13 protein-coding genes are annotated in these 15,687 nt (G+C 72.9%); 7 read left to right on the forward strand and 6 right to left on the reverse strand.

Annotated features, from left to right (window positions below; all coding sequences use genetic code 11):
• Positions 1-100 precede the first annotated feature (100 nt).
• The 3 genes from RBR11_RS13110 to RBR11_RS13120 all read left to right on the forward strand — a co-directional run bounded on the left by RBR11_RS13110 (position 101) and on the right by RBR11_RS13120 (position 2,097).
• Positions 101-985: a helix-turn-helix transcriptional regulator gene (locus RBR11_RS13110; RefSeq protein ID WP_308489793.1), complete on the forward strand. Its 885-nt coding sequence runs from the start codon at positions 101-103 to the stop codon at positions 983-985.
• A gap of 217 nt (positions 986-1,202) precedes the next feature.
• Positions 1,203-1,529, forward strand: coding sequence for a hypothetical protein (locus tag RBR11_RS13115; protein ID WP_308489794.1), 327 nt, complete (start codon positions 1,203-1,205; stop codon positions 1,527-1,529).
• Complete coding sequence (locus RBR11_RS13120) at positions 1,516-2,097, forward strand: carboxymuconolactone decarboxylase family protein (protein WP_308489796.1); 582 nt, start codon at positions 1,516-1,518, stop codon at positions 2,095-2,097. Before RBR11_RS13115 ends, RBR11_RS13120 begins: the two co-directional genes overlap by 14 nt.
• A 26-nt stretch (positions 2,098-2,123) precedes the next feature.
• Here the strand turns inward: RBR11_RS13120 and RBR11_RS13125 are convergent, their stop codons facing one another.
• Entirely contained in the window at positions 2,124-3,431 is a 1,308-nt protein-coding gene (locus tag RBR11_RS13125) for a serine hydrolase domain-containing protein (protein WP_308489797.1), read from the reverse strand.
• Positions 3,432-3,614: 183 nt separating this feature from the next.
• Between RBR11_RS13125 and RBR11_RS13130 the strand changes: the two genes are divergently transcribed.
• A complete protein-coding gene (locus RBR11_RS13130; protein ID WP_308489798.1) occupies positions 3,615-4,841 on the forward strand; it encodes a serine hydrolase domain-containing protein in 1,227 nt (408 codons plus the stop codon).
• Between the two features lies 1 nt (position 4,842).
• Positions 4,843-6,126, forward strand: coding sequence for a serine hydrolase domain-containing protein (locus RBR11_RS13135; RefSeq protein ID WP_308489799.1), 1,284 nt, complete (start codon positions 4,843-4,845; stop codon positions 6,124-6,126).
• Between the two features lie 186 nt (positions 6,127-6,312).
• Here RBR11_RS13135 and RBR11_RS13140 read toward each other — a convergent pair whose 3' ends face one another.
• The 3 genes from RBR11_RS13140 to RBR11_RS13150 form a co-directional block, all read right to left on the reverse strand.
• On the reverse strand, positions 6,313-7,014 hold the full coding sequence (locus tag RBR11_RS13140) for a response regulator transcription factor (RefSeq protein ID WP_308489800.1): 702 nt from the start codon (positions 7,012-7,014) through the stop codon (positions 6,313-6,315).
• Positions 7,005-8,852, reverse strand: a complete 1,848-nt coding sequence (locus RBR11_RS13145) for a sensor histidine kinase (protein ID WP_308489801.1) — start codon at positions 8,850-8,852, stop codon at positions 7,005-7,007. The genes RBR11_RS13140 and RBR11_RS13145 overlap by 10 nt, the downstream gene beginning before the upstream one ends.
• Positions 8,853-8,962: 110 nt before the next feature.
• Complete coding sequence (locus RBR11_RS13150) at positions 8,963-9,913, reverse strand: J domain-containing protein (RefSeq protein WP_308489802.1); 951 nt, start codon at positions 9,911-9,913, stop codon at positions 8,963-8,965.
• Positions 9,914-10,000: 87 nt separating this feature from the next.
• Between RBR11_RS13150 and RBR11_RS13155 the strand changes: the two genes are divergently transcribed.
• Both RBR11_RS13155 and RBR11_RS13160 read left to right on the forward strand, forming a co-directional pair.
• Positions 10,001-10,813: a 2-phosphosulfolactate phosphatase gene (locus RBR11_RS13155; RefSeq protein ID WP_308489803.1), complete on the forward strand. Its 813-nt coding sequence runs from the start codon at positions 10,001-10,003 to the stop codon at positions 10,811-10,813.
• Between the two features lie 165 nt (positions 10,814-10,978).
• Entirely contained in the window at positions 10,979-13,846 is a 2,868-nt protein-coding gene (locus tag RBR11_RS13160) for an FAD-binding and (Fe-S)-binding domain-containing protein (RefSeq protein ID WP_308489804.1), read from the forward strand.
• Between the two features lie 51 nt (positions 13,847-13,897).
• Here the strand turns inward: RBR11_RS13160 and RBR11_RS13165 are convergent, their stop codons facing one another.
• Together RBR11_RS13165 and RBR11_RS13170 are read right to left on the reverse strand one after the other, a co-directional pair.
• The gene (locus tag RBR11_RS13165; RefSeq protein ID WP_308489805.1) at positions 13,898-14,140 is read right to left on the reverse strand and encodes a PLDc N-terminal domain-containing protein; all 243 of its coding nucleotides are present in this window, start codon (positions 14,138-14,140) and stop codon (positions 13,898-13,900) included.
• A 147-nt stretch (positions 14,141-14,287) separates the two neighbouring features.
• Positions 14,288-15,646, reverse strand: a complete 1,359-nt coding sequence (locus RBR11_RS13170) for a hypothetical protein (RefSeq protein ID WP_308489806.1) — start codon at positions 15,644-15,646, stop codon at positions 14,288-14,290.
• Positions 15,647-15,687: the final 41 nt, after the last annotated feature.

Here is a 15,687-nt window from a genome sequence, read left to right on the forward strand (position 1 = left end):
CCGTGTGTGAGGAAGGGCTGGATCCGTGACGACGCGGGGCGGGATGACGGGTACCGTCAGGCCCTCCCATCGCCCGGGGCGGCGGCGTAGCGTCGGAGGCATGGACCACCGCAGCGAAGTGCGCGAGTTCCTGTCCAGTCGTCGCGACAGGATCACGCCGGACCGGGCCGGGCTCCCGGCGTTCGGCGGCAACCGGCGCGTGCCCGGACTGCGCCGCGAGGAGGTCGCGCTGCTCGCGGGCGTCAGCGTCGACTACTACACCCGGCTCGAGCGCGGCGACCTCTCCGGCGCCTCCGACAGCGTGCTCGACGGGCTCGCCCGCGCGCTGCAGCTCGACGAGGCGGAGACGGCGCACCTGCACGACCTCGCCCGCACCGCGCAGGGTTCGCCGGTCGCACGCCGTCCGCGCACGCGCGCCGAGGCGATCCGCCCCAGCATCCAGCGCCTGCTCGACGCGATCTCCGACGCACCCGCGCTCATCCGCAGCTCCCACTTCGACTACCTCACGGCGAACCGTCTCGGGCGCGCGCTCTACTCCCCGGTGTTCGCCGATCCGGCGCCGAACAGCGCCCGGTTCGCGTTCCTCGATCCGGCGGCGCGCGACTTCTACCCGGAGTGGGACCGGGTCACGCAGGAGCTCGTCGCCACCATGCGCGGCGAGGCCGGACGCAACCCCTACGACCGACGGCTGACCGACCTCGTCGGCGAGCTGTCCACGCGCTCCGAGCGGTTCCGCACGCTCTGGGCCGCGCATGACGTCCGCTACCACCGCACCGGCCTGAAGAAGCTGCATCACCCGGTCGTCGGCGACCTCGAGCTGACGTACGAGGCGTTCGACCTGCCCGCCGATCCGGGGCTGATGCTGTCCACGTACACCGCGGAACCCGGATCCGCCTCGGCCGACGCCCTGCGGCTGCTTGCCAGCTGGGCCGCCACGCAGGATCTCCCCGCGCCGCGGCCGTCGCCTGCGCGCACCGAGAACTGACCCGCATCCTCGGCCGGCGAGTCGACTCTCTCGTCGTAGCCCCCGCGTACCGTCCGCGCCCCCTCCTGCCGACGTCGGTGCGAGGGGGCGCGGACGGTCAGAGGGGGCGACGATGCAGGGTCGCGTCGGCGGGACTCGCCGGCCGATCAGGTCGGCCCGGGCCCGCCGATGCTTCCGGCCCCGTGTCGCCGTCGGCGCCGCGGAGTAGGTTCGAGGGATGGCAGCGGACACGGGCCACCGGGCACTGGCCGAGGAGCTCCGACGGCGGGCGCGCGCCGGCGCGGATCCCGCCGCGACGTCCGCCGCGCTGCGGATCGGCGCGGACGAGCAGGCGGACGCGCGGGAGCCGTACGCCGATCTCGCGCGGACCATCGGCGAGGCCTCCTACCGCGTCACGGACGCGCAGGTCGCCGCGGTGCGGGACGCGGCAGGATCCGATCTGGGCGCGTTCGAGGTCGTCCTCGCGGCGGGCGTCGGCGCCGGGCTGCGTCGCTGGGATGCGGCGATCCGGGCGATCGAGGAGGCGCGGGATGCGGCTGGATGAGGTCGAGCGCGGCGACACGCTCCGGCACCGGCTGCTGATCCGGCTGATCTCCCGAGTCGCCGGCTACCGCCTGCCCGACGCCGCCCGGGTCGCGTTCTACGACCGCGGCTTCGCGGGCCCGGCGCTCGGCGCGTGGACGCAGAGGGCGATGCGCGCGCCGAGCCCGTGGACGGTGTCCGAGCGCGAACTCATGGCGGCGATGGTCGCGTCGTGGAACGACTGCCCGTTCTGCGTCGGCGCGCATCGCGCGATCTCGGTGCGCGGCATGGACGCGGCCGTCGCCGACGCCGTGCTGACCGACTACCGCACCGCGCCGATCGGCGAGCCGCTGCGCGCGACGCTCGCCTTCCTCGAGACGATGACGAAGGATCCCGACGGGCTGTCGGCCGCCGAGGCCCGGGAGGCCCTCGACGCCGGTGCCACCGCCGAGCAGCTCGAGGACGCGGCGGCGGTCGCGGCCGTGTTCGCCGTCATCACGCGCAACGCCAACGCGCTCGACTTCGCGATCCCCACGGCGGAGGAGTTCGACCGCGCCGCGGGGATGCTCCTGCGCCGCGGCTACTCCTGACCGGCCTGTCGACTGCTGACGGTCCGCTACTTCTTCTGCGGGGCGAACGGGGTGCCGAGCGCCGTCGCGATCCCGGTGAAGACGCGGGTCGCGGGGGAGCTGCACGGCAGGTCCGTCGGGTTGTCGGTGAGGGTGCGCGCCTCGCATTTGCCGGTGGGGATGTCGCTGTTCGACAGCACGATCACGGTCGTGTCGTCCTTGGTGCTGTAGAACATCGAGGTGTTGTAGCCGGGCAGCTCGCCGGTGTGGCCCACCCAGCCGTTCTGGCAGCCCCAGCCGATCCCGTAGCCGCCGGTGCCGGCTCCGGCGAACTCGCGGAACGAGGTGAGCCGCTCGGTCTGCAGCTTCGCCGGCAGCAGTCCGGCGCCGGTCGCCTCGGCACGACCGAAGCGGAGCAGGTCCTGCGCGCTCGAGATCAGCTCGCCGGCGCTCCACCCCCACGACGGGTTCCAGTCCGTCGCGTTCGCGGGGTTGTCCGGGGTGCCGTGGCCGCCCTGCAGGGTGAAGCCCTGGGCGTGCGGGTCGGGGAAGGCCGCGGATCCGCCAGGGAAGATCGTGTGCGTCATGCCGAGCGGAGTGGTGATCTTCTCGGCGAGCACGTCCTGGTAGCTCTTGCCGGTGACCTTCTCGATGACCTTGCCGAGCAGGATCGTGTTCGTGTTGGAGTAGTCGAACGCCGTGCCGGGTGCGAAGTCCTGCGGCTTGAGGGACAGGCCCGCCTTCAGCAGTTCGTCCGGGGTCCACACCTTGGTCGGCTCGGAGAAGAAGATCTTCTGCCAGCCGTCGTCCTTCGTGTAGCTCGTCACGGCGCTGGTCATGTCCGCGAGCATGCGGATCGTGACCTTGTCGCCGTTGGGCACGCCGTCGACGTACTTCGAGATCGGGTCATCCAGGCCGATCCTGCCGTCGGCGACGAGCTGCATCGTGAGCGTGCCGGTGAACGGCTTCGTGATGGATCCGACCCGCTGGTAGACGTCCGTCGTCATCGGCGCGCCGGTCGCCGGATCCGCGATGCCGTAGGCCTTGAGGAACAGCCCCTTCGGCGACTGCACCGCCACGACCGCGCCCTTCGCGGAGGCGGCGGAGAAGCCCGCCTGGGCGGCCTTGTCGATCGTCGCGGTGAGGTCGGCGGGCATGGCGCTGGTCGGAAGGTCGGCGGTGCGGGCGATCACGGCGGCGGGATCGGCGACGCAGGTCGAGACCGCGGGGACCACGATCGCGGGAGTCGGGCTGCCCGGGGAGGTCGGACCGGTCGAGGGCTGCCCCGAGCAACCCGCCAGCAGGAGGAGCGCGGCGGTGAGGGCGATCGGCGTGGCAAGGCGTGCGGAGACCATGGGTGTCCCTTCCTGCAGAGCTGTGTCACCAGAACTCTGGCACCGCCGTGCCGGACAAGGAATAGACGTAGACCCATTCCGCCGCGTCGGGTGTCTCGGGAGACTGGACGGCAGGGGAGCGGAGGGGTGACCGGAGGGCGTTCCGCCGCAGGGCGGGACGAGTGCGACGAGAAGAGGCCGGGCATGGTGACATCGGACGGGACCCGCCGGGGGTTCGCGGCCGCCGCGATCGTGGCCATCGGCCTGCTCGTCTCGGGCTGCACGGCCGGACCGGGCGGGTCCGGCCGTGTCGCGCCGTCTCCGTTTGCGGCGACCGTGACCGTCGACCCAGCGGCACTGCGCACCCGGTTCGCCGGCCTCGCGAAGGAGCTCGGGCAGCCCGGCGCGGCGATGCTCGTGCGCACGCCGCAGGGAGAGATCACCGCGACGTACGGCGTGACGACGCTCGGCGGATCCACTCCGGTGTCGCTCGACGACCACTTCCGGATCGGCTCGAACACGAAGACGATGACGGGCACCGTGATCCTGCAGCTCGTGCAGGAGGGGAAGCTCGCGCTCACCGACAAGGTGTCGAAGTACCGCCCCGACGTGCCGAACGGCGACCGGATCACCATCGAGCAGCTGCTCACGATGCGCAGCGGGCTGGCGAACTACACGACCACGCTCGCCCTCAACACGGCGCTCGACACGCAGCCGTCGCGCGCCTGGGATCCGGAGGAGCTCGCGGCCATGGGGCTCGCCGAGCCGCCCACGTTCGCCCCCGGCGACGGCTGGAACTACTCCAACACCAACACGGTGCTGCTCGGCCTCATCGCCGAGCAGATCGAGGGCAGGCCGCTCGCCGAGATCCTCCGGACCCGGCTGTTCGACCCGCTCGGGCTGCGCGAGACGTCGTTCCCGGCGATCACCGACGCGTCGCTTCCGGCACCGTACGCGCATGGCTACATGTACTCGAACAACGTCGACACGATCGAGACCAGCGCGCTCCCGCCCGACCAGCTCGCCCAGGCGAAGGCCGGCACGCTGCTGCCGAGCGACACGACCGACCTGAACCCGTCGTGGGCGTGGGCGGCCGGATCCGGTATCTCCACGATCCGCGACCTCGCCCACTGGGTGGAGGCGCTCGGCGACGGAGGCGCGCTCGGTGGCACGCTGCAGAGGGAGCGCCTGACGAGCGTGCAGCCCGTGAAGGTCGCGCTGCCCGACGCGAAGTACGGCTGGGGGATCGCCGAGATCGGGCCGCTCTACGGCCACACCGGCGAACTGCCCGGGTACAACTCGTTCATGGGCTACGACCCCGTGCACAGGGTGACGATCGTCGTCTGGTCGAACCTCGCCCCCGCTGCGGACGGCCGCCCGCCCGCCGCCACGATCGCCGTCGCACTCATGCAGAGCATCTACGGAGGATGAGATGAGATCGTCCCGCGTTCTTCGCGCGCTCGCCGTCTTCGCGGCGGCCGGAGCCCTCGTCCTGACCGCTTGTTCGCCGTCGGGCACGCCCTCCGGCACGCCCTCGCCGTCCGCTCCCGCCGCGAGCACCTGCGTCGCGGATCCGGCCAGGGCCGCCTCCGCCACCCCGGGTGCGCGCACGATGTCGGCGCTGCCGGCCGCGACCGCTGCGAAGCTCGACGCCGCCGCGAAGAGGGCGTTCGCGCTCGGCGCCTCGCCGGGGGCGATCGTCGGCGTGCGCACGCCCCAGGGCACCTGGATCACGGCCTACGGATCCGCGGATCCCGCCGCCGGCACGCCCATGCGGATCGGCATGCACACCCGCATCGGGTCGCTCACGAAGATGTACACGACGACGATCGTGCTGCAGCTCGCCGAGGAGGGGAAGCTGAAGCTCGACGACACGATCGGGCAGTACGTGCCGGGGATCCCGAACGGCGACACGATCACGCTCCGGCAGCTCGCCGACATGACCAGCGGCGTCGCGAGCTACACGATGAACGAGCGGCTCGTGGACGCCTACCTCGCCGATCCGTCGGTCGTGTACACCCCGGACCAGCTCATCGCGGCCGCCGTGCCGCTCTCGCCGCTGTTCGAGCCCGGCACGGGCTTCAGCTACTCGAACACCAACACCGTGCTGCTCGGGGAGGTGATCGAGAAGGTGACCGCACTGTCGTTCGGCCGCGAGCTGCAGCTGCGGATCATCGACCCGCTGCACCTGAAGAACACGTCCTGGCCGGACGGCTCCACCGCGATCCCGGCCCCGTACGCGCACGGCTACACGCTGAACGGACCGGACGCGACCCCGACCGCCCCCACCGACTCGACGAGCTGGAACCCGGCCTGGAGCTTCACCGCCGGGGAGATCATCTCCGACATCGACGACCTCCTCACGATGGGCCGGGCGCTCGGCACCGGGCAGGGCCTCGTCGACGCGCAGAGCCAGCAGATGCGGCTGACCTCGTTCTCGAAGATCGGCTACGGCTTCGGGATGAGCTGCTCGAACGGCTGGGTCGGGCACACCGGCGACATCTCCGGCTACAACAGCTCGCTGTACTACGACACCGCGACCGACACCACGGTCGCCGTGCAGACCAACAGCGACATCGCCTCGGGCGGCTGCAAGAACTCGCCCACCCTGGCCGACGACCCGGGTGACGCGATCTGCCAGACCCCGGCCGTGCGGCTCCTCGTCGCGCTGAGCGGCGAGCTCGGCACGGCGTACGCCCCGCCGCCGCGCTCGTAGCGCGGGCGGGATCCGGCCGCACGTGATCCGGTCGCTGAGCCTGTCGAAGCGGCCTCATCGTGCTCGGCCGGGCCCTTCGACAAGCTAAGGGACCGGCCGGACGTGGACCTGGTCGCTGAGCCTGTCGAAGCGGCCTCACCGTGCTCTGCCGGGCCCATCGACGAGCTCAGGGACCGGCCGAGGCGCTCACGGACCTGCAGAGGGGCTCGGTGACCGGTCCGGCCAGCGGTACTCCTCTGCGACCGACGCCAGGAACCGCAGCACGGCGAGCACGCGCCGGTGGTCGTCGCCGTCCACGGTCAGGCCCAGGGCCGAGTAGATGTGCGACGTGTGCTGCACGACCGCCTTCTCGGAGAGGAACAGGTCCGCGGCGATCCGCGCGTTGCTGCGGCCCTCCGCCATGAGCGAGAGCACCTCGAGCTGGCGCGGGGTGAGGGATCCGACCGCTCCGCTCGCCCGGCTGGCCCGGGTCACCAGCACCGCGACGACCTCGGGATCCAGGGCGGTGCCGCCCGCGGCGACCCGGCGCAGATCGGCGGTGAACGTGGTCACGTCGGCGATGCGCTGTTTGAGCAGATAGCCGAAGCCGCCGCCGTTCTGGTCGAGCAGCTCGGTCGCGTAGCGGCGCTGCACGTACTGCGAGAGGACGACGACGGGAAGCCCGGGATGCGCCTCGCGGATCCGCAGCGCGGCGATCAGTCCCTCGTCGGTGTGCGTCGGAGGCATCCGGATGTCGGTGATCACCAGGTCCGGTTGCAGCAGATCCACGTGTTCGCGCAGCGTCTCCGCGTCGCCGACGGCGGCCAGGACCTCGAACCCGTCCTGCGCGAGCAGGTGCCGCAGCCCCTCGCGGAGCAGCACCTCGTCCTCGCCGATGATCACGCGCATGGCAGCTCCACCCTCACCTCGGTGCCGTGTCCCGGATCGGAGCGCACCTGCAGCCGCCCGCCGAGGGCGTCCACGCGGTCGAGCAGGCCGTGCAGGCCGGCGCCGCGCCGGAGGTCGGCGCCGCCGATCCCGTTGTCGCGCACGTCGATGTGCAGCCTGCCGCGGTCGGCGTGCAGGGCCACGCGCACCCAGGACGCCTTCGAGTGCTTGACGGTGTTCGTCAGCGCCTCCGCGATGATGAAGTACGCCGTGTGCGCGGTCGTCGCCGAGATCGCGGCGTCGTCGACGTCGGTGTCGAGGGTCGCCGGGATCGACAGCCGGTCGACGAGGTCCTCCGCCGCCGCGGTGAGGCCGCGCTCCGTGAGCGTGACGGGCAGCACGTTGTGCACGAGGCGCCGCAGATCCGCCGCGGCCTGGTCGATCCCCTGTCGCAGCCGCGCCGAGGCCTCGCTCGTCTCCGGACTCGCGTCGGGGGCGTTCGCGATCGTCTGCGCGCCGAGCGCCAGCAGCACGAGCTGGACCTGGATCCCGTCGTGCAGATCCTGCGCGATACGCGAACGCTCCCGATCGGCGGTCTCGACGAGACGGATCCGGGACTGCATGAGCGCCTCGTTGGTCGCGAGCAGCTCGGTCGTCAGGCGCTCCCGGTCGACGGCGATCGCGAGCACGTCGCCGGCGCGGCGCACCGGACCCGGATCGGCCGTCATCCGGGTGTCGTAGACGATCGCGCCGACGAGACGCGACCCGACGTGCACCTCGTACCACCCGCGATCCGGGCCGCGCTCGGCGGGGTCGATCGGCACGCCATCCGCGTCGACGAACTCTTCGCGCTCCTCGGACCAGTAGACGACCCGCAGCGAGTCGTCGCCGAGGGTGGAGGCGAGCGCCCGGGCGACCGCGGTCCCACCCGCGCCGCTCGCGCCGAGCCACGCGCTCAGCGGCTCGAGGTCGCCGGTGCGCCGGAAGCCGCCGAGCAGCACGCCGAGCAGGAACGCGATCGGGATCGCCGCCGACACGAGAAGCTGCACGACGCCGCCGACGGCCGGATCGCCGCCGAGGGCCTGGACGACCGTGTGCGCGAAGGCGAGCACGAGCACGGCGACGATCCCGTAGCCGAACAGGGGCAGCAGCACGCGACGGTGCGCCGGATCCGCCGCGACGAGCCGGCGGGCCAGCACGATCGCCGTCAGGATCATCACCGAGATCCCGAGCGTCTTCTGCGCCGTCGCGACGATGTCGAACGCGGTGCGGGCGCTCACCGGGATGAGCACGAGCGCGAGCTGGAACACCGGGCAGGAGATCCAGCCCAGCACGACCGTCACGATCGACAGGCGTCCGCGCAGGCGCCCGGAGGGGAACGCGTGCAGCAGGTGCACGGTCATCGCGAGCGGGCTCGTCGCGAACACCGCACTGAGGATCGCGAGCGCCGGGACCTGCAGGTTGCCGAGTCCGGCGAGGAACAGGGCGATCCCGCCGACGACGATGAGCAGGCCCGTGCCGTTGGACGGCCGACGCCACCAGGCGAGCAGACCTGCGGCCACCCAGATCCAGAACACCCCGGTGAACAGCGCGACGACCCAGAGCGAGTCGGGCGTCATCGTTCCGGCGCCCAGTTCGACGGCGCCGAGCAGGAACGCGAACACCGCGATCATGACGAGAGCGGCGGAGAGCGCGCGGCGGGTGCTCGAGTGCAGACGTGCGACCGCGGGCGGGTCCGCGGGGCGGGGAGAGGCGGAGGTGCGGCGAAGGAGGGCCGGTGCGGGATCCGCGGCACCGGTGTGCTCGCCCGGCGTCGGGGATCCCGGTGCGGGGCGGCTCGTGAGATCCTGATCCGTCATCGCCGGTCCTCCCTCCTCCGATCGCGGGCGCGCCGGATGCGCACACACCCATGATCGTCCGCCGTGGGCATGGTGACCATGGGCCTGGGTCGCGTGCGCAGGTGTCGTTCTCAGGCGAAGCGCACGGTGTGCTGGATCCGGGTGCGCAGGTCGAACAGCTCGGTGCCGCCGATCGTGCGGGATCCGGGCACGCCCTCGCGGAGCAGGGTCCGCAGGGCGCTGCGCCGGACGACGACCACGGTGGTGCCGCGGATGCTGCCGAGCGGCACGATCGCCTGCGCCAGGTCGTCGTCGGGGAGGACGAGGATCGCGCCGCCGAACTTCACCCGTGCGGCCCGCGACACGACGCGGATCTGCGTGAGCAGCGCCGTGATCGGGGCGCGGTCCCCGGCCGGCCCGCCCGCCTCCGTGCCGATGACCTCGCCGCCGCGGAACCGCACGATCCCGCCGAAATCGGCCGACATCAGTCCGTACAGACCGGACGGCCCGAGCACGATGTGGGCGAGCTTGTCGAGCTCCTGCGCGGTGTTCGGGCCGGCGGCCGGCCCGGCGGGTACCGCCACGTCGTGCCAGGCCGTGAAGCCCATGCCCAGGTCGCCGACCGAGCGGGCGGTGTCCTCCTCGGCGAGGGCGTCGGCGAGCAGCCGGCGCAGCTCCCGCGGGACGGTGCGCACGAACGCGGGGTCGTAGGGATCCGGGACCGCGGATCCGGCCCACTCCTGCACGAGGGCGACGAACCTCCGGCGCTGCCGTCCGCCCGCCTCACCGGAGGACTTCGCCCGGGGCCGGGTGTCGGTGCGCGCGGACGGGGCGCGCCAGCCGTCCCAGGCGGTGTCGTCCTCGGCGAAGCCGTGCCCGCGGTCGTAGGCGGCGCGCAGCTCCGGGGTGCCGACCAGCTCCCATGCGCGCTGCACCTGGATGAACACGCTCGCGTCGCCGCCGGTGTCGGGGTGCGTGCGGCGCAGCTGCAGCCGGTAGGCGCGGCGGAGCTCCTCGTGGTCGACCGTCGCGGCCACCCCGAGCACCTCGTAGGCCGAGGCGGAGAGCGGGCTGTCGAACATCGCCGTCCCCTTCTTCCCGGCCGGATTCGCGGGAACCAGGCTATCCGGTCCGAGCCGGCGCGATCCGGGCGCGGGTAGCATTCCGGGGTGAGGACACCGCTCTCCCCGGATCAGCCGTTGCAGCAGGACTACGAGGTGCGCTTCGAATGGGCGCACGAGGGACTGCGCTCGATCGCGCCCGGAGCAGGCGTCGTGGTTCTGGTCGACGCCGTCTCGTTCAGCACCACCGTGGAGCGCGCCGTCGCCGAGGGCATCGAGGTGCAGCCCTTCGCAGGGGGCCGGGACGAGGCCGAGCGCCTGGCGGCCGAGGGAGCCTTCGGTGACGCCCGGCTGGCGGGACGGCGCGGGGACCCTGGCGTCTCGCTGTCCCCGTCCAGCCTCACGGCCGAGAACGTGGCGGCCTTCGGCGCCACCCGCGCGGTCGTCACCTCGTTCAACGGATCGCGGCTCGCGGCCGCAGCCGCCTCCTTCGGGGTGCCGGTGATCGCCGCATCGCTGCGCAACCGCACCGCCGTCGCGGAGTGGATCCTGGCGCACCAGCACGGCCTCGGCCGCCGGGCGCGCGTGGCGGTCGTCGCCGCCGGCGAGGTCCGCGACGACGAGACGGTGCGCTTCTCCGTCGAGGACATGCTCACCGCGGGCGCCGTGATCGACGCCCTGGGCACGCTCGGGATCGACGCCTGCTCGCCCGAGGCCGCCGCCGCGTGCGCCTCCTACACCGGCCTCTCCCGCGCGATCCGGCACCTCTTCACGGCCTCCACGAGCGGCGTGGAGCTGCGCGAGGACGGCGAGGGCGCCGACGTCGACCTCGCCGCGCAGGTCGACGTGTCGAGGACCGTGCCCGTGCTCGTGGACGGCGTGTTCCGGGTGATGGATCCGGTATCACCCGTGTACGGCTGACGCAGACGCCGTCGAGGCACGCCAACCGGCGCGTCCTTCGTCCGCGCCCCCTCATGTCGTCTGCGCCCCCTCACAGCGGCGTCCGGCAGAGGGGGCGTCGACGCCAAGAGGGGGCGCGGAGGACGATACTGGTCGGATCCCCCGAACCTCGTGCGAGGAGATCCCATGCCCGCCACCACGGTCCCTGAGCCTGTCGAACGGGCCCCGCTCGACGAGGCCGTGCTCGGCCCCGACGTGCGCATCGCATCCCGGACGATCGACCGGTTCGCCCGGGCGCACGACGCCTCGCATTACCTGCTCGTGCCCGATGCGGTGCTGGCCCCGCATGACGCCCCCGCGGTCGCACGGGTGTTCGACGCGGTGCGCGCGGCCGGCCGCAGCCTGACCTTCCGCTCGGGCGGCACGAGCCTGTCCGGGCAGGGCGTGACCGGCGATGTCATGGTCGACACCCGCTCGGCCTTCCGCGGCATCCGGGTCTCCGAGGACGGCCGCTCGGTCGCGGCCGAGCCCGGGGCGACGGTCCGTCAGGTGAACACCCGGCTGGCGCGGTTCGGGCGCAAGCTCGGGCCGGATCCGGCGAGCGAGATCGCCTGCACGATCGGCGGGGTCGTCGCGAACAACTCGAGCGGCATGGCGTGCGGCATCGTCGAGAACTCGTACCGCACGATCGAGTCCCTCCTGCTCGTGCTGCCGAGCGGCACGATCCTGGACACGGGCGCGCCCGACGCCGGCGAACAGCTGCGCCGCCGCGAGCCCGCGATCGCCGAGGGCCTGGCCGAGCTGCGCGACCGGCTCCGCGCCGACCCCGACGCGAGCGCCGAGGTCGCCCGGCAGTTCTCCCGCAAGAACACGATGGGCTACGGGCTGAACGCGCTGCTCGACTTCGACGACCCGGTCCGGATCCTCGAGCATCTCGTGATCGGATCCGAGGGCACGCTCGCCTTCGTGGCGGAGGCGCGGTTCCGCACGATCCCGATCCAGCCGGAGGCGTCGACAGGACTGCTCGTGTTCGACACGCTGTCCGACGCGATGGCGGCCCTGCCCGGGCTCACCGCGCTCGGCCTCGCCACGATCGAGCTGATGGACGCGGCCTCGCTCCGGGTCGCGCAGGGCCTCAGCACGGTGCCCGCCGCGATCGCCGACATCGACGTGCAGGGTCATGCGGCGCTGCTCGTCGAGGTGCACGCCGACGACCCCGCCACGCTGGCGCAGGGCACCGAGGCGGCGCTCGCGCACATCGCCACGCTGCCGCTGACGACGCCCGCACGCATGACCCAGGATCCTGCCGAGCGCGGCGAGCTGTGGCTGGTCCGCAAGGGGCTGTACACCGCGGTCGCCGGCGCGCGCCCGTCGGGCACGACCGCGCTGCTCGAGGACATCGCCGTGCCGGTCGAACGGCTGCTCGGCGTCTGCGAGGGGCTCACCGCGCTGTTCGAGAAGCACCGTTACGAGGGGTGCGTCATCTTCGGGCACGCCAAGGACGGCAACGTGCACTTCCTGATCAACGAGCGCTTCGAGGATCCCGCCAGCCTCGCCCGCTACGAGCGGTTCACCGAGGACCTCGTCGAGCTCGTGCTCGCGCAGGGCGGCACCCTCAAGGCCGAGCACGGCACCGGCCGGATCATGGCGCCGTTCGTGCGGCGGCAGTACGGCGACCTGCTCACCGATCTGATGTGGGACCTCAAGCGCCTGATCGACCCGGACGGGATCCTCAACCCGGGCGTCGTGCTCTCGGACGATGCCGCCTCGTACCTCGCCGACCTCAAGATCGTGCCGACCGTCGAGGGCGAGGTCGACCGCTGCGTCGAGTGCGGGTACTGCGAGCCGGTCTGCCCCAGCAAGGACGTCACCCTCACCCCGCGGCAGCGGATCGTGCTGCGCCGCGACATGGCGGCCGCCCGGGAGCGCGGAGACGAGGCGCTGGTCGCCGACATCGCCCGCGACTACGACTACGACGCGGTGCAGACGTGCGCCGTCGACGGGATGTGCAGCGTGGCCTGCCCGGTCGACATCAACACCGGCGACCTGGTGCGGCGGCTGCGGGCCGAGCAGGCCGGCCGGGTCGAGGAGCGGATCTGGGACGTCGCGGCGCGCGGATGGGGCGGCATCACCCGCGGCGGCGGGATGGCGCTGAGCGTCGCGAAGGCGCTGCCCGCGCCGCTCGTGGCCGGGGTGACCCGGGTGGGCCGGGCCGTGCTCGGCACCGACACGGTGCCGCTGTACGACCAGGGGCTGCCCGCGGGCGGATCCCGGGCGCCGCGGGCGGAGGATCCGGCCGACGCGCAGGCGGTGTTCTTCGGCGCCTGCATCGGCACGATGTTCGGTCCCGAGCCCGCTGCGCCGGGCGCGCACGGTGAGGGATCCCGCGACGCGGTGCGGGCACTGCTGGAGCGGGCGGGGATTGCGGTCGTCATCCCGGAGGGCGCCGGGTCGTTCTGCTGCGGCACGCCGTGGAAGTCGAAGGGCCACCTCGCCGGCTACGCGACCATGTCGGAGCGGGTCCTGCCCGCGCTCTGGGCCGCCAGTCGCGAGGGCGCGCTGCCCGTGGTGTGCGACGCCGCGTCCTGCACGGAGGGCCTGCACGTGATGCTCGCCAAGGCCGCTGCCGACCATCCCGAGTACGCAGGTCTGCGGATCGAGGACGCGACCACGTTCCTCGCCCGCGAGGCCCTGCCGAAACTCACCGTGCGGGAGCGGATCCGATCCGTCGCAGTGCACCCGACCTGCTCCACCACGCAGCTGGGCGCGAACGGGGCGCTGCGCGCGCTCGCCGCGGCGGTGGCCGACGAGGTGTTCGTGCCGGACGGCTGGGGCTGCTGCGCCTTCGCGGGCGACCGCGGCATGCTGCACCCCGAGCTGACCGCGAGCGCCACCGCGGTCGAGGCGGCCGAGATCTCCGCCGCCGACGAGGAGCGGGGCGGGTTCGACGCCTACGTCTCGGCGAACCGCACCTGCGAGCTCGGCATGACCCGCGCGACCGGACGACCGTACCGGCACGTCGTCGAGGTGCTCGAGGAGCTCACCCGGCCGTGACGGGCGGCTCGGCTCGTCTGGACGGGATCGCCGATCCGGCGGGGGGCCTGGTCAGACGGTGGGGCGCGTCCGGGAGCTTCGATCCGGGGCGCGGTATCGCGGACGCGCGGCGAACCAGGCGGTGGGTCCGGCGACCGGCAGCGCGAAGACGAGCACGACCCAGAGCAGGAACGCCAACGGCCGCATTGCCTTCGTGAGCATGAGCGAGATGAACGCCACGGCGGTGAACGCCATGGCGACGAGCGTGATCGCGGCCAGCACGAGGTCCGGGTCGGACGGGATGAGCGGGTTCATGGTCTCGGCTCACCCTAGCGCCGGGCTCGCCCACGCGGGACGGCCCGACAGGGCCTGTGGACAACCGGCGGAGGCCGACTCGCGAGGGAGCGCGGTCTTCCGGGAAGGGGAGGGCTCCTGACCCGCCCCTTCCCGGAGTGGTGCGGATCAGTGCAGCCCGAACCGCTTCATCCCGACGCCCGCGAGGAGCAGGAGCACGCCGGCGAGGAGCGGGAACGGGTTGCTGCCCGTTCCGGTCTGCGCCAGGCTGCCGCTCTTCCCGGTGAAGGCCGCGGTGCGCACAGCGTTCAAGCCGTGGTTCGCCTGCGTGACGACCTGACCGAGGAGGGAGCCGAGGTCGGTGACCCCGCCCGGGAGGGCGCCGATGCCGCCGTCGCCGGAGACGCCGCCCGTGTCACCTGCGCCACCGGTGTCGCCGCTGGCCGCCGCCAGGACATCCGACAGCCCCGGGAGGTCGGTCACGAGGTCCGGGAGATTCAGCACGTTCGGCAGTGCCGGCAGTGTCGGCAGCGCCGGGACCGGACCGCCCTGGAGGCCGAGGTTCGGCACGCCGAGGTTCGGTACGGCGAGGTTCGGCACGCCGAGGTTCGGCACGGCGAGGTTCGGCACGGCGAGGTTCGGCACGGCGAGGTTCGGCACGCCGAGGTTCGGCACGGCGAGGTTCGGCACGGCGAGGTTCGGTACGGCGAGGTTCGGCACGGCGAGGTTCGACAGACCGAGGTTCGGCAGGGCGAACGTGCGGGCTGTTCCGGTGGTGGGCACGGTCGCGTCGGCGAGGACACCGGCCGCGCCGGTGCCTGTGCCGGCGGCGCCGGTGGCCGCGACGCCCTGCGAGCCCGTCGTCAGGGCCAAGGCGTCCTTCGTGCCGGGGATGACGGCGCCTGTGCCGCCGTTCAGGCCGCCCAGAGCGACACCGGCGTCTGCCGTGCCGACTCCGGGGACCGGAACCGTGAGCGCACCGGGGGCGCCGGTTCCCGGCAGACCCGGAGTCGACGTGCCGGTGTCCGACAGGGTGACGGTCGCCTGCGGCGTCGTCGTGCCCGCGGTCGGGACGGCCGTGTCCGCGACGACATTGGCCGTGGCGATCCCGGTGCCGGTGCCGGTGCTATCGGTGGCGGTCGCCCCGAGGCCTCCGCCACCACTGGGGGTGCTTCCTACTGTGATGCCTCCGCCGGCAGCCGAGCCGGCCGGGGCGGATCCACCCGGTGCGGGCGCCTGCGGGGCGGCCACTCCGAGGGTGTCGGAGACGAGGGTGCCCACGTCCGTGGCGACCTGGGGAAGAGCGGCCGTGCTGCTCTGGACCGGCTGGCTGCTGCCGACCTGCGTCGGAGTGCAGGTCGCGGTCACCAGGTCGGTCACGGTCGTGAGAGTGGAACTGACGACGTTGCAGCCGACGGTGGAGGCGCTGGACGGCGCCTCCGCCGCATTGGCAGCCGTTGCGCCGGCGAGAGTGATCCCGCCCGCGATGAGCGTGCTCCACAGAGCACGCTTGACGAAGCGATTCATGGTCTTTTCCTTTTCTGATCCGGGGTTTGCGCGGATGCGCA

Origin of the sequence: Microbacterium capsulatum (genome assembly GCF_030865425.1) — a bacterium.
Taxonomy (GTDB): Bacteria; Actinomycetota; Actinomycetes; order Actinomycetales; family Microbacteriaceae; genus Microbacterium; species Microbacterium capsulatum.

Excerpts from the sequence above, each read along its gene's own strand:
- RBR11_RS13110 (WP_308489793.1), top strand. The coding sequence starts at position 101 with ATGGACCACCGCAGCGAAGTGCGCGAGTTCCTGTCCAGTCGTCGCGAC.
- RBR11_RS13115 (WP_308489794.1), top strand. The coding sequence starts at position 1,203 with ATGGCAGCGGACACGGGCCACCGGGCACTGGCCGAGGAGCTCCGACGG.
- RBR11_RS13120 (WP_308489796.1), top strand. The coding sequence starts at position 1,516 with ATGCGGCTGGATGAGGTCGAGCGCGGCGACACGCTCCGGCACCGGCTG.
- RBR11_RS13125 (WP_308489797.1), bottom strand. The coding sequence starts at position 3,431 with ATGGTCTCCGCACGCCTTGCCACGCCGATCGCCCTCACCGCCGCGCTC.
- RBR11_RS13130 (WP_308489798.1), top strand. The coding sequence starts at position 3,615 with ATGGTGACATCGGACGGGACCCGCCGGGGGTTCGCGGCCGCCGCGATC.
- RBR11_RS13135 (WP_308489799.1), top strand. The coding sequence starts at position 4,843 with ATGAGATCGTCCCGCGTTCTTCGCGCGCTCGCCGTCTTCGCGGCGGCC.
- RBR11_RS13140 (WP_308489800.1), bottom strand. The coding sequence starts at position 7,014 with ATGCGCGTGATCATCGGCGAGGACGAGGTGCTGCTCCGCGAGGGGCTG.
- RBR11_RS13145 (WP_308489801.1), bottom strand. The coding sequence starts at position 8,852 with ATGACGGATCAGGATCTCACGAGCCGCCCCGCACCGGGATCCCCGACG.
- RBR11_RS13150 (WP_308489802.1), bottom strand. The coding sequence starts at position 9,913 with ATGTTCGACAGCCCGCTCTCCGCCTCGGCCTACGAGGTGCTCGGGGTG.
- RBR11_RS13160 (WP_308489804.1), top strand. The coding sequence starts at position 10,979 with ATGCCCGCCACCACGGTCCCTGAGCCTGTCGAACGGGCCCCGCTCGAC.
- RBR11_RS13165 (WP_308489805.1), bottom strand. The coding sequence starts at position 14,140 with ATGAACCCGCTCATCCCGTCCGACCCGGACCTCGTGCTGGCCGCGATC.
- RBR11_RS13170 (WP_308489806.1), bottom strand. The coding sequence starts at position 15,646 with ATGAATCGCTTCGTCAAGCGTGCTCTGTGGAGCACGCTCATCGCGGGC.